This is a genomic window from Arthrobacter sp. P2b (assembly GCF_900168295.1).
GTDB lineage: Bacteria > Actinomycetota > Actinomycetes > Actinomycetales > Micrococcaceae > Arthrobacter.
Genome location: NZ_FVZL01000006.1, coordinates 108399 through 120951, shown reverse-complemented (window position 1 = coordinate 120951; position 12553 = coordinate 108399). Strand labels below are relative to the sequence as shown.

The 12553-nt window shown below is 67.1% G+C and carries 13 protein-coding genes and 1 riboswitch; of the genes, 6 read left to right on the top strand and 7 right to left on the bottom strand.

The window, feature by feature from the left end; all coding sequences use genetic code 11:
- Positions 1–4: 4 nt before the first annotated feature.
- The 3 genes from B5520_RS12125 to thiE form a co-directional block, all read right to left on the bottom strand.
- Positions 5–1687: a DEAD/DEAH box helicase gene (locus B5520_RS12125; RefSeq protein ID WP_079597312.1), complete on the bottom strand. Its 1683-nt coding sequence runs from the start codon at positions 1685–1687 to the stop codon at positions 5–7.
- A 301-nt stretch (positions 1688–1988) separates the two neighbouring features.
- Entirely contained in the window at positions 1989–3470 is a 1482-nt protein-coding gene (locus tag B5520_RS12120; RefSeq protein WP_079597311.1) for an RNB domain-containing ribonuclease, read from the bottom strand.
- A gap of 78 nt (positions 3471–3548) precedes the next feature.
- Positions 3549–4283: a thiamine phosphate synthase gene (gene thiE, locus B5520_RS12115; protein WP_079597310.1), complete on the bottom strand. Its 735-nt coding sequence runs from the start codon at positions 4281–4283 to the stop codon at positions 3549–3551.
- 27 nt (positions 4284–4310) lie between these two features.
- Positions 4311–4429: riboswitch (TPP riboswitch) on the top strand.
- Here thiE and thiO point away from each other — a divergent pair.
- The 4 genes from thiO to B5520_RS12095 all read left to right on the top strand — a co-directional run bounded on the left by thiO (position 4422) and on the right by B5520_RS12095 (position 7197).
- Positions 4422–5759 (top strand): glycine oxidase ThiO, encoded by a 1338-nt coding sequence (thiO, locus tag B5520_RS12110; RefSeq protein WP_079597309.1) that lies wholly within the window; start codon positions 4422–4424, stop codon positions 5757–5759. (Overlaps the previous riboswitch by 8 nt.)
- On the top strand, positions 5756–5992 hold the full coding sequence (gene thiS, locus B5520_RS12105) for a sulfur carrier protein ThiS (protein ID WP_079597308.1): 237 nt from the start codon (positions 5756–5758) through the stop codon (positions 5990–5992). Before thiO ends, thiS begins: the two co-directional genes overlap by 4 nt.
- Positions 5993–5996: 4 nt before the next feature.
- A complete protein-coding gene (locus B5520_RS12100) occupies positions 5997–6812 on the top strand; it encodes a thiazole synthase (RefSeq protein WP_079597307.1) in 816 nt (271 codons plus the stop codon).
- Positions 6813–6858: 46 nt separating this feature from the next.
- On the top strand, positions 6859–7197 hold the full coding sequence (locus B5520_RS12095) for a 4a-hydroxytetrahydrobiopterin dehydratase (RefSeq protein ID WP_079597306.1): 339 nt from the start codon (positions 6859–6861) through the stop codon (positions 7195–7197).
- 95 nt (positions 7198–7292) lie between these two features.
- Here B5520_RS12095 and B5520_RS12090 read toward each other — a convergent pair whose 3' ends face one another.
- Genes B5520_RS12090 through B5520_RS12080 form a run of 3 tightly spaced genes read right to left on the bottom strand, consistent with a single transcriptional unit; the run spans position 7293 to position 8573 of the window.
- Complete coding sequence (locus tag B5520_RS12090) at positions 7293–7595, bottom strand: hypothetical protein (protein ID WP_079597305.1); 303 nt, start codon at positions 7593–7595, stop codon at positions 7293–7295.
- 37 nt (positions 7596–7632) lie between these two features.
- Positions 7633–7857 (bottom strand): DUF3107 domain-containing protein, encoded by a 225-nt coding sequence (locus tag B5520_RS12085; protein ID WP_079597304.1) that lies wholly within the window; start codon positions 7855–7857, stop codon positions 7633–7635.
- 50 nt (positions 7858–7907) lie between these two features.
- Positions 7908–8573 carry a TetR/AcrR family transcriptional regulator gene (locus tag B5520_RS12080; protein WP_079597303.1) on the bottom strand — a complete coding sequence of 222 codons (666 nt, stop codon included), beginning with the start codon at positions 8571–8573 and terminating at the stop codon, positions 7908–7910.
- Between the two features lie 84 nt (positions 8574–8657).
- On the opposite strand from B5520_RS12080, the gene moeB reads away from it, so the two are divergent.
- The gene (gene moeB / locus B5520_RS12075; protein ID WP_079597302.1) at positions 8658–9857 is read left to right on the top strand and encodes a molybdopterin-synthase adenylyltransferase MoeB; all 1200 of its coding nucleotides are present in this window, start codon (positions 8658–8660) and stop codon (positions 9855–9857) included.
- A 125-nt stretch (positions 9858–9982) separates the two neighbouring features.
- Here the strand turns inward: moeB and B5520_RS12070 are convergent, their stop codons facing one another.
- The gene (locus B5520_RS12070) at positions 9983–11299 is read right to left on the bottom strand and encodes a glutamyl-tRNA reductase (protein WP_079597301.1); all 1317 of its coding nucleotides are present in this window, start codon (positions 11297–11299) and stop codon (positions 9983–9985) included.
- Between the two features lie 158 nt (positions 11300–11457).
- On the opposite strand from B5520_RS12070, the gene hemE reads away from it, so the two are divergent.
- Positions 11458–12552, top strand: a complete 1095-nt coding sequence (gene hemE / locus B5520_RS12065; RefSeq protein ID WP_079597429.1) for a uroporphyrinogen decarboxylase — start codon at positions 11458–11460, stop codon at positions 12550–12552.
- Position 12553 lies beyond the last annotated feature (1 nt).

The window sequence follows — 12553 nt, the reverse complement described above, 5'->3', positions numbered from 1 at the left end:
GCAGTTAGCCCTCGCTGCTGCCAGGCTGTGCGCCCTTGTCCGTGCCGGCAACCACTTCACCGTTGCGGCGGCGGGTACGGGTGCGGGTGCGGCGGGCACGCGAGGGCTGCTCGCCGTCGGTCCCGGTTGGGGACTCGGCGGCAGGTGCGGAGGCTGCGGCAGGCTCGGAAGAACGACGGCGGCGCTCACCAGAGCGGGCGGCGGACTCGCCGCCGCGGCCACCTTCACGGCCACCGGTCTTGCCTGAGCGCCCACGGCTGTCACGGTCCCGGCCGTCCCCGCTGCGGGGGCTGCGGCTGTTCTTCTTGCCGGTTTCGCCCAGGTCCTCCAGGACCTCGGCGTCTACGCCGGCCAGGGTGCGCTTGTCACGCGGCAGCCGGCCCTTGGTGCCCTCGGGGATATCCAGGTCCGTGTAGAGGTGCGGCGAGGAGGAGTACGTTTCGACGGGCTCGGGCACGCTCAGCCCCAGGGCCTTGTTGATCAGGCCCCAGCGCGGCATGTCGTCCCAGTCCACGAACGTGACGGCGGTGCCCTTGTTGCCGGCGCGGCCGGTGCGGCCCACCCGGTGCAGGTAGATCTTCTCGTCTTCCACGCACTGGTAGTTGATGACGTGGGTGACGTCCTCGACGTCGATGCCGCGGGCAGCAACGTCCGTCGCCACGAGCACGTCCACCTTGTTGTTGCGGAAGGCGCGCAGGGCCTGCTCACGGGCCCCCTGGCCAAGGTCGCCGTGGATGGCGGCAGCGGCGAACCCGCGGTCCACCAGCTCCTCGGCCACCTTCGCGGCGGTGCGCTTGGTCTTGGTGAAGATGATGGTGCGTCCCCGGCCCCTGGCCTGGAGGATGCGGGCCACCACTTCGGTCTTGTCCATGCTGTGTGCACGGTAGATGAGCTGGCGGATGTCCCGCTTGGTCAGGCCCTCGTCCTCGGGGTCCGCCGCACGGATGTGCGTTGGCTGCGTCATGTACCGGCGTGCCATGGCGATGACCGGGCCGGGCATCGTGGCTGAGAACAGCAGGGTCTGCCGGACGGCAGGGGTGCCGGCAATAAGGGTTTCCACGTCCGGCAGGAAGCCCAGGTCCAGCATCTCGTCGGCTTCGTCGAGCACAACGATCTTGACGTTCTTGAGGCTCAGGTGCTTCTGCTTGTAGAGGTCGATCAGGCGGCCGGGCGTGCCCACCACAACCTCCACGCCCTGCTTCAGGGCTTCCACCTGCGGCTCGTAGGCGCGGCCGCCGTAGATGGTGGTGATGCGCGCATTGCGCTTGCGGGACGCGGTCTGCAGGTCATTGGCCACCTGCACCGCGAGTTCGCGCGTGGGGACGATGACCAGGGCCTGCGGAGCGCCCGGAACGGCCAGCTTCGCGTAGCCGGGGTCGTCCTGCCCGACGACGCGCTGCAGCGCCGGGATGCCGAAGCCAAGGGTCTTGCCGGTACCGGTCTTGGCCTGTCCGATGATGTCGTGGCCGGACAGCGCCACGGGCAGGGTCATGGCCTGGATGGGGAAGGGGTGGGTAATGCCGGCGTCGGCCAGCGATTCCACGATGTCTTCGCGGACGTTGTAGTCGGCGAAGGACTTTTCCGCGATTTCGTGCGGCTTCTCATCGGAGATGATGGTTTCTTCGGGCTCGATGGTCTCGGTGCCGGTGTCGTCCGTCAGAAGCTGATGGGTATGCAATTCACTCACAGGGAGTTTCCTTATTCATTTGGGCAATGGCGCTGCCTGCTCAACGGGCCGGCCGGGGAGGCTGATCCGGAGCACGCTCGGGCGCGCAAGCAATTCCAGTGGAAGCCGATCGCGGGCTATCTAAATGCTGGCACTGGTGACCAGCGGGCAAATCTCAAGATCGCGTAGGGGCGGGCTTGTTGGTTTCAAATCAAGGAAATCAACGACCGGGCATCCATATCTACTTCTCCAGTCTAGCCGTACACCGCCTAAATCCCGGTTTCGGCCCTGCCGCGCCCTTAAGCGTGGTGTCCGCAGGGGACTACTGCACCAGTTCGAAGTGGACCTCGCGGGTGGCAATATCGGAGGAAACCAGGCGCACGCGGACCTTGGTGCCGGACTCCAGTTCGCCGGCGCACCGGGCGGTCACCGCGGGCTCTGACACCTGGATGATTCCGGAACCGCCGTTGCCGTTCCCGTTCCTGCCGTTCCCGTTTTTTCCATTGCCGTTTTGCGGCTTGGACCCGGAAATGACGATTGCGTCGAATTCCTGGCCAATGTGGTTGACCAGCAGCGCCGCCTCCACGGTGTCCAGGGCCATGCGCTCCATCCGGGACGCCAGCTGGTCGGAGCCTGCCATGATGTCCGGCAGTGACGGCAGCGCCTCCCTCGCCCACGCTGGAACGTTGCCGCCGTTGCTCAGGGCCTCGCAGATCACCAGCACGAAGCGGTCCACCAGCCGGCGCAGCGGAGCGGTGGTGTGGGCGTAGGCGGCACCGATGGCGGACTGCACCGCGTCTTCCGGGACCACACCGTCAAAGGCGGTGTAGGAGGCGCCCCTGAACAGCATTCCCGCCGAATGCATGATGGCCAGCTGTCGGGGATCGGTAGGGTCCAGGGTGCGCAGGTATTCGCCGTAGCTGACCTCCCCGTCCCATGGTTTGCCCAGCACTTCGGTCTGCAGGCGGAAGTGGTTGAGGGAGCGCTCGTCAGGCGCGGGCATGGTGCGCAGGATACCCACCCTGCCCGCCAGCATGAGCTGCGCGGCGGCCATGCCGGTCATCAGCGAAATCTGCGCGTTCCAGTCCTCCACGGGAAGCTGCGGGGCGGCGGCGATGCGGTAGCCGCCGTCGGGAAGCTGGACGATCTCCTGTTCCGGCATGTTCAGGCTGGCACCTTCGCGGGCGCGTTCCAGCTCTACGCGCTTGAGGCCAACCTCTCTAAGCAGCTGGAGGACGGGGGATGCGTTGCCCGAATCCAGTTCAGCCTGCGCCCCCTTGTAGCTGAGCTTGGCCCGGCTGCGCATGCGGGCCCGCTTCACGGCGACGGAGGCGACTTCGGCGTCGCTGTCCAGCCGGAAATCCCAGACGAAGGCGGAACAGTCCTGCCCCGGCAGCAGGCTCCCGGCGCCCTCGCTGATGACTTCCGGATGCAGCGGAATCCGGCCGTCAGGGGCATAAAAGGTCTGGCCGCGGCGCCGTGTTTCGGCGTCCAGGGGCCCGCCGGGCGTCACGAAGGAGGGAACATCGGCGATGGCGTACAGCACGTGGTACCCATCGCCGTCGGCCTCGATGAACAGGGCCTGGTCCAAATCCGTGGACGATGCCGGATCGATGGTGATGAACCCGACCCCGGTGAGGTCATAGGCCGGCAGCTGCAAGGCCGCGACGGCCGCTTCGGCATCCCTGACGGCGTGTAGGGGGTATGGGCCGGGCAGTTCCAGTTCGGTCCGCAGGGCACCCAGGGCTTCCTCGAGGGCATTGTTGTGCTCGTGGACGTTGGGAGCCAGCCGATGATGTGACACGAAAATCAGCCTAGCCCGAAGAACCCCGATTTTGCATGGCATTGACGCCGCACGGGGCTGCGCCGTGTTGCGGCGTCTTTAGGGTGTGGCCCCGTCCAAGGCAGCGAGAAGGGCGGCGGCAGCGGCGGCAGGGTCATCGGCTTCCGTGATGGCACGCACCACAACGATGCGGCTCGCTCCTGCTTCCACAACCTGGTCCACATTGGAGTGGTCGATGCCGCCGATGGCGAACCAGGGCACCCCGCTCCCGGCCTCGGCCGAGGCTTCGGCGGCGTACTTCACCAGGTCCAGTCCGACGGCGGCCCTGCCGGGTTTGGTGGGTGTGGCCCAGACCGGTCCGACGCAGAAGTAGTCAAGCGCGGACGGTCCGGCTGCGGCAGCGAGGGCGGCGTCCACCTGCCCGGGGGCATGGCTGGAAAGCCCGATGGCGGCGTTGCCGTTGAGCAGGGTGCGGGCTGCATCCAACGGAAGGTCCTTCTGACCGATGTGGAACACCGGCGCACCGGACAACACGGCGATGTCCGCCCGGTCATTCACAGCCCACGGCCGGCCATGGCGCTGCGCCGCTTCCTTCAAAACCGCCAGCAGCTCCAGCTCCTCGGCCGCCTCGATGGCCTTGTCCCGCAACTGGATGATGTCCACGCCGCCGGCAAAGGCAGCATCCACGAACTGCCCGAAGTCCCCGCGGTCCCGGCGGGCATCAGTGCAGAGGTAAAGCCGGGCGCTGTTCAGGCCTGCAGTGCCTTCGGCATGGGTAAAGGCATCGGCGGCGGGGACTGCGGCAGCGGGGGCAGGGGACTGGGACACATTCATGGCTGCAAGCCTAGTTCCTCTACACTGGCCTCGTACTGCGGGAGCCCGCGGCAGCTGTCATAAAGCGCCGGGCTGAGAGGGCGTCAGAGCCGACCGCTTGACCTGATCCGGTTAATGCCGGCGTAGGGAAGGAGACACATGAGCACCCCAAACGTTGCCCCGCCCGGGGCTCCCTCCGGCACCATCCGTGCCGACGTGGCCGTGATCGGCGGCGGAGTGGTTGGGCATGCCATCGCCTGGGAGGCGAGGCGGTCCGGGCGGTCCGTCGTGCTGATCGATGACGCGCCCGGAGCCGGGGCCAGCTGGGCGGCTGCCGGAATGCTGGCCCCGGTGAGCGAGCTGCACTACCAGGAGGAGGACCTCCTGGAGCTCATGCTTGCCTCCTCCGCCCGGTGGCCGGGCTTTGCCGCGGAACTGGCTGCCGCTTCCGGCGAAAGTCCCGGGTACCTCACGACGCCGACGCTCGCCGTGGGTGCCGATGCCGCCGACCGCCGCGCCCTCATGGATTTGCGCGGGGTGCAGCAGGCCAGCGGCCTGTCCGTGGAGCCGTTGACTGTCCGGGAGGCCCGGCGCCGGGAACCGCTGCTCAGCCCTGCCATCGCCTGCGCACTGGACACGCCCGCGGACCACCAGGTGGATCCCCGGCGCCTGGTGTCCTGCCTGCGGCGCGCGCTCGCCGCGCATGGCCCCGCCGTCGAAAGTAATGGAACAGACGTGGCGGGGGCCATCGACGGCTACGCCGTGCCGGACCGGGCCGCCGGGCTGGTCTGGGCGGACGGGGCAGTGGCCGGGGCCCGGCTCGCAGGCGGCGGCACGGTCCTGGCCCGCGAAACGATCGTTGCCAACGGCCTGGATGCCGCCGCCCTGGCGGGCCTGCCCGACGGCCTGCAGCTGCCGCTGCGGCCGGTGTATGGGGATATCCTGCGCCTGGCAGTGCCCCGGCAGCTCCAGCCGCTCGTAACCTCAACGGTCCGCGGGCTGGTCCATGGCGTCCCGGTGTATATCGTCCCGCGGCAGGACGGGACGGTGGTGATCGGAGCCACCCAGCGTGAGGACGCCCTTGCCGCGACACATAATGCACCGGCGGCCGGTGCCCGGGCTGCAGCGGGCGCTGTATCGGCAGGCGGGGTCTACCAGCTCCTCCGGGATGCCCAGGTCCTGGTGCCCGCCGTCGCCGAACTCGAGCTGCTGGAATGCACGGCACGGGCGCGGCCCGGCACCCGGGACAACGCCCCGCTGTTGGGTCGGGTGCCGCTGGCCGGCGATCCGGCAGCCGGGGAATCCGCACACGTTGCGGGACTGATCATTGCCACCGGATTCTTCCGGCACGGCGTCCTCCTGGCCCCCGCAGCGGCGGCCATCTGCCGGGACCTTCTGGACGGCACGGCGGACGTCCGCTGGCAACCGTTCAACCCGGGCCGGTTTTCCGGCCGCGAACCGGCCGCCACCATCTTCAACATCAAGGAGACAGCATGAACATCACCCTGAACGGACAACAACATACGGTGGCTGACGGGGCCTCCATCACCATGCTCGTCAGCCAGGTCACCGGCCGCCCCCTCGCCGCTGACGGCCAGGCCCGCGACGGCGGCAAACTCGGCGTGGCGGTGGCGCACAACGCGCAGGTAGTACCCCGGAGCCAATGGTTCGCAACAGCGCTCGCCGACGGTGACGACGTCGAGCTCGTCACGGCAGTGCAGGGAGGCTGAGACCATGACCGAAACCACCACCACCTCGCCGGCCGGCGCCTCCGGCATGGACGACACGCTGGTCATCGACGGCGTACCCCTGGCATCGCGGCTCATCATGGGCACCGGCGGCGCCCCTAGCCTGGACGGCCTTGGAGCCGCGCTGCTGGCATCCGGGACAGCACTGACCACGGTGGCCATGCGCCGCTATTCGACGGCGGAAACGGGCTCGCTTTTCCAGCTGCTCGTGGACCACGGCATCCGGGTCCTTCCCAACACCGCGGGCTGTTTCACGGCCCGTGATGCGGTCCTCACCGCCGAACTGGCCCGCGAGGCACTGGAAACCGACTGGGTGAAGCTTGAGGTCATCGCCGATGAGCACACCCTCCTCCCGGACGCCGTGGAACTGGTGGACGCCACTGAACAGCTGGTTAACCGCGGGTTCAAGGTGTTTGCGTACACCAACGATGATCCGGTCCTGGCGCTTCGCCTGGAAAACCTGGGAGCCACCGCGGTCATGCCCCTGGGATCACCCATCGGCACGGGCTTGGGGATCCTGAACCCTCACAACATCGAGCTCATCGTGTCCCGCGCCTCCGTCCCGGTGGTGCTCGATGCAGGCATCGGCACGGCGTCGGATGCCGCCCTTGCCATGGAGCTTGGCTGTGACGCCGTGCTGCTGGCCACCGCGGTGACCCGGGCGCAGAACCCGGCGCTGATGGGGGAGGCCTTCAAACACGCTGTCATCGCCGGTAGGCTGGCGAAAGCGGCCGGTCGGATACCGCGCCGCGAGCACGCGCTGGCGTCGTCGGCGATGGAGGGCCGGGCCGAGTTCCTGTAGGGCCTGCTCCTTCGGACCGGCCGGCGCCCTGATGCAAGGAGCAGCAGTGGCCGCCAAAGACGCCCTTCCCCGGGAACGCATCGACGAAGCACTCACCGGACTGCCGGACTGGCGTTTCAGCGACGGCGGCCTGGTCACCGTCTTCAAGACGCCGACGGCGGCTGCCGCACTCGAGGTGATTGCCGCCGTCGGACGCCTTGCCGAGGAACAAAACCACCATCCGGACCTCGACTGGCGCTACAACCGCGTCTTCATCCGCTACACCTCGCACGACGCCGGAGGGCAGGTGACCGGGCGGGACCTCACCGCCGCCGCCGGGGCAAGCGACGCCGCGGCAGCGGCCGGGGCTGTGGCCGAGCCTTCGAAATACGTGCCGGACCATTAGGCAGCCGCGTCATCAAGCAGCTGTGCCGTTAAGCAAGTGGCCGCCGTCCCGACGGGACGGCGGCCACTTTCGTGAGGTGCAACAGAAACCGAGGCTCAGCGCCGAAGGATCGCGGTAAGCCGGTGGGTGTCCTGCCGGGCGCGGCTGCGGCCCAGGTAAAGAACAGCCGCGACGGCGGCCGCAGCGCCCAGCACGATGGGCAGGACCCACGGAACCCAGGTCAGCCCCGGCCGGTAGCCGAAGCCGGCGGCCATGAGGATGATCCAGGTGAGGGCCCCTACACCCACGGCTACGCCGGCGGGAAGGCCGGCGCCGTACTTGGCATGCCGCCTGTCATTCGCCCAGACAATAAAGCCGGCGGCGACGGTGGCGAGCACAACGATGGTCAGGGAAAGCAACGGATCTCCTCGGGATTCGCGGCAGCGCGGGGCTGGGCTAGAACTGGCCGAACCCTACGCGGCGGACCTCTTCGGCGCCGATCTCCACATAAGCCAGGGCATTTCCGGGAACAATGATCAGGCGTCCCTTGTCATCCGTCAGGCGCAGCTCGCTGCCGGCGTTGATGGCTTCGCCCACAACCTTGGCCACCGTGTCTGCGTCCTGTGCCGATTCGAGCACAATCTCGCGGCCAACATTCTGAACGCCGATCTTAATTTCCACAGGGGGCCTCCCAGCCAGTCAAAGTTCGTTGGTGATGTCTTATTTGTAGTCTAGGACTCTTTGGGGAAGCGAGAGATTCCGCGCCAAGCTAAACGGTAGATGAGGTCACTGGCCACATCGAGGTCAAGATTACCGTCGGTTTCGAGCCAGTAGCGGGCACTGACCTGCGCCATCCCGGCGAGTCCGCGCCCCAGAAGCTCCGCCTCGAGGTGGGGGAGTTTGGTGTCGCCGGCAATGACGCGGGCAATGGCGTCGGCAAAGGTCCGGTTGAAGGTCTCCAGGCGTGAGCTGACATCCGGATCGTTGATGAGGTCCGACTCGAACACGAGCCGGTGGGCCTGGTCATCGTTGGCGATAAAGCGGAAGTAGGCGCGCATGACGGCCTTCACGCGCTCCTTGTTGTCCGTGGTGGAGTCCAATGCGCCCAGCATCAGCTCGGTCAGGGACGCGAGGTGGCTTTCCAGCAGTGCAAGGTAAAGCTCGCGTTTGGAGGGAAAGTGCTGGTACAGGACCGGTTTGCTGACGTGGGCCGTTTCGGCGATTTCGTCCATCGCGGCGCCGTGGTAGCCATTGGCTACGAAGACTTCCTGCGCGGCGGAAAGGAGCTGGGCGCGCCGCTCATCGCGGGGAAGCCGGGCGGAGCGCTGGCCTGCTGGACGCGGGGAGGTTTGCGGTTCGGCGGCGGGCGGGCGTTCAGCCCGTGCTTCAGGGACCACGGTTGTCCTTCTTTCCATTGCAGTTACCTCCACTTTACTGCGGGGTAATATGACCGGGCGGTATCCCGGGGCCTACATTGAAGTATGGCTTCGACTTTCACCGCAAATATTTCAACTGTTTCGCTGGATCCGTTGGTGGAACCGGCAGGTGAGCTCACCCCTGCCGAGGTGGAACGCTACTCGCGGCACCTCATTATTCCCGAGATCGGTACCCTGGGGCAGCGGCGGCTCAAGAACGCCAGGGTCCTGGTAATCGGCGCCGGCGGGCTCGGATCGCCGGCCCTGTTGTACCTCGCCGCAGCGGGCGTCGGAACAATCGGGATCATCGATGACGACACGGTGGACCTCAGCAACCTGCAGCGCCAGGTCATCCACGGCGTGGCCGACGTCGGCAGGCCGAAGATCGAGTCGGCCCGGGATGCGATTGCCGCGCTGAACCCGTTGGTGGATGTCCGGCTCCACGACGTGCGCCTGGACGCCGCCAACGCCCTGGAGCTGTTCGCCGGGTACGACCTGATCCTTGACGGGGCGGACAACTTTGCCACGCGCTACCTGGTGAACGACGCAGCCGCCATCCTCGGCAAACCCTACGTGTGGGGTTCAATCTTCCGGTTCGACGGCCAGGTCAGCGTCTTCTGGGAGAAGCACGGGCCCACTTACCGCGACCTCTACCCTGAGGCCCCGCCGGCGGGCTCTGTGCCCTCCTGCGGCGAGGGCGGCGTCTTTGGCATGCTGTGCGCGGCCGTGGGATCGCTGATGGTGACGGAGGCAGTCAAGCTGATCACCGGCGTCGGACGTTCCCTGCTGGGCCGTGTGGCGCTCTTCGACGCCCTGGGCGGCAGCTGGCGGGAAATCCGGGTGTCCAAGGACCCCGCGGCGGAGCCCATCACTGAACTGACGGATTACGAGGCGTTCTGCGGCATCACGCCGGCAGCCCAGTCGGGCACGGAACACACCGTCACTGCCACGCAGCTGGCCACCATGCTTGCATCGCGGAAAGCGGGGCTCAAGGACTTTGAGCTCGTGGACGTCCGGGAGCCGGGCGAATACGACATCGTGCGGATCGACGGGGCCGTCCTCATCCCGCAGGGCAGGATCCTGGCCGGCGACGCCTGGGCGGAGATCCCACAGGACAAGGACATTGTCTTCCACTGCAAGTCCGGGGCCCGCTCGGCGAATGTCCTGGCGGCGGCCCGGAAGGCGGGGTACGAGCGGATCAGCCATCTCGACGGCGGCATTCTCGCCTGGGTGCGTGACGTGGAACCCCATAAACCCGTCTACTGACAAAGCGCCTCAGCGACGCTCTCTCACTTATTGCCCTTGAAATTGCGACGCTCTCTCACTTTCTAAAAGGAAGTGAGAGAGCGTCGTCGTTTAAGCAACGTTAAGTGAGAGAGCGTCGGTGAGGGTCAGGCGCTTTCGAGGCCCCGGTGGTCCACCGGGCATTCCGCCTGGGCTGTGGGGCTAGCGGGCTGCTCCACGGTGATGCCGTAGAGGGCTTCCAGGGCCGCCACGTATTCGTCCTGCTGGCCGTTGGCCGCCAGCTCGCGGGCGCGGACCGTGGGCACGTGGAGCAGCTGCTTGACCATGCGGCGAAGCGCGAATTCCACTTCCTCGGCAGCGGCGGTGCAGCCGTGCCGGGCCCGGACTTTTTCCATTTCTGCGTCCAGGACGTTCATAGTGTGCCGACGGAGGGCAACAATCGCCGAATCCACGGAGCGGGCCTCTCGTTCCTGCTCAAAGGCCTTCGCGGCGCCGTTGACGATCCCACTTGCCTGCGTCAGCGATTCGGCCTGCTCCTGTGGCGCGGCGAGGCGCACCGATTCCAGGGTGAGGAGTTCGACGCCGTCGAGCTCACCCACGGCGGGATCGAAATCATGTGTCAGTGCCAGGTCAATGGCGATCAGCGGCTGCGGGGAATTGGCGCGCACCTGGGCCAGTTCATCGGCCTCCACCCGGGTATCCGAACCGCTGCACCCGATCATTACGTCCGCGGCAGCAACCGCGGGATACAGTGTTTCGGCGTCGAGGGCGGTACCGCCACGGGTGGCGACGAATCCCTCGGCACGGCCGGAGGACGAAAAGACCGAGATGTCTGTGCAGCCCCGTTCGCGCAGCAGCGCCATGGTTGCACCGGCGTAGGCACCGGTCCCGAACACCACCACTTTTTTGGTGGTCCAGTCCTGGTTCTCGGAAAGGTCTGTTGCCAGGTCCAATGCCACCGACACGATGGACAGGCCACGCGAACCTAGCGCTGTTTGGGCGCCGACGTCTTTGGCGGTCTTGGAGGCGGCCTGGAACAGCCGCACTAGTCCGGAGCTGGCGGTGCCTTCGTGCTGGGCGGTGATCAGTGCACGCCTGACCTGGCCCGCGATTTCCCGTTCACCGACGACGGCGGAGTCCAGTCCGGCGCTGACGGCGAAGAGGTGCTGGCTTACTTCAGGGCCGGTGCGGGTGCTGAAGGAACGGGACACAAGCGATTCGCTGAGTCCGCTGACATCGCTGATCTGGGCTACAAGGGCCGCGCGGGCGGCCTCGACGTCGTCCGGGTGCGGCGCTTCGCCGTAGATTTCGTAGCGGTTGCAGGTGGCAAGGACAACCGCACCCTTCACTGCCGGTGATCCGGAGAGAGCGGATGTGGCAATACCAGAGGAACCGTTGCTCAACTGGGCAACGGTCTCAAGATCGATGTCGGCGTGTGTAGCCACCAATGAAAAAAGAACCACAACGGATCAATCATAGCTTTTTCGTTCCTCGGTAGAACAACTACCTGCCCCGTCAAGGGCCGGAGGGGCTTGTGATTCCCGCCACGGCGGCCGCGGGGCCCCAACGGGAGACAGTCTGTCGTTATCTTTTGGCGCTGATTTTCGGCACAATCGATGGCATGACTCCTAGCCCTGCCGTCTCCGCTGCCGGCGTACTTGCCGCTGACCATCCACTGCTGGACGGCCGCACCGCGGACTCCCCGCTGATAACGGCCTACCGCGGCGGCAAGCCGTCCCGCCGTCCCGTCTGGTTCATGCGGCAGGCAGGTCGTTCACTGCCCGAATACCTCAAGGTGCGCGAGGGCATCGCCATGCTGGACTCCTGCCTCCGGCCTGAACTGGCATCCGAGATCACGCTGCAGCCGGTCCGCCGCCACGACGTCGATGCGGGGATCTTCTTCTCGGACATCGTCATTCCGCTCAAGCTTGCCGGCGTGGGCGTGGACATCGTCCCGGGCGTGGGCCCTGTCCTCGACAAGCCCGTCCGTACGGCCGCGGACGTCGCGGCGCTGCCCCAGCTGACATGGGAAGCTCTGGAACCCATCCGGGAAGCGGTCCGGCTGACGGTGGCCGAACTGGGCAAGACGCCGCTGATCGGGTTCGCCGGCGCACCCTTCACGCTTGCGGCCTACATGGTTGAAGGCAAGCCTTCCCGCGACCACCTCGGGCCGCGCACCATGATGCACGCCGACCCGGACACCTGGAACGCCCTGGCCAACTGGGCCGCCGACGCCTCCGGCATGTTCCTCCAGGCGCAGCTGGAAGCCGGCGCCTCGGCCGCGCAGCTGTTCGACTCCTGGGCAGGTTCGCTGGGACTGGCCGATTACACCCGGTTTGTTGCCCCGGCGTCGTCCCGCGCCCTGGACCATGTGCGGCACCTCGGCGCGCCGCTCATCCACTTCGGCACGGGAACTTCCGAGCTCCTCGTTGCCATGCGCGACGTGGGCGTCGACGTGGTGGGCGTGGACTACCGGCTGCCGCTGGATGAAGCGAACCGCCGGCTGGGCGGCACCGTTCCGTTGCAGGGAAACATCGATCCTGCCCTGCTGTCGGCGCCCTGGGACGTTCTTGAAGCGCACGTCCGCGAGGTCATCGCCGCCGGCTCCGCCGCCCCCGGGCACGTCCTCAACCTTGGCCACGGCGTGCCGCCCGAGACGGACCCGGCAGTCCTGACCCGGGTGGTTGAACTCATCCACTCCATCTCCCCGGAGTAAC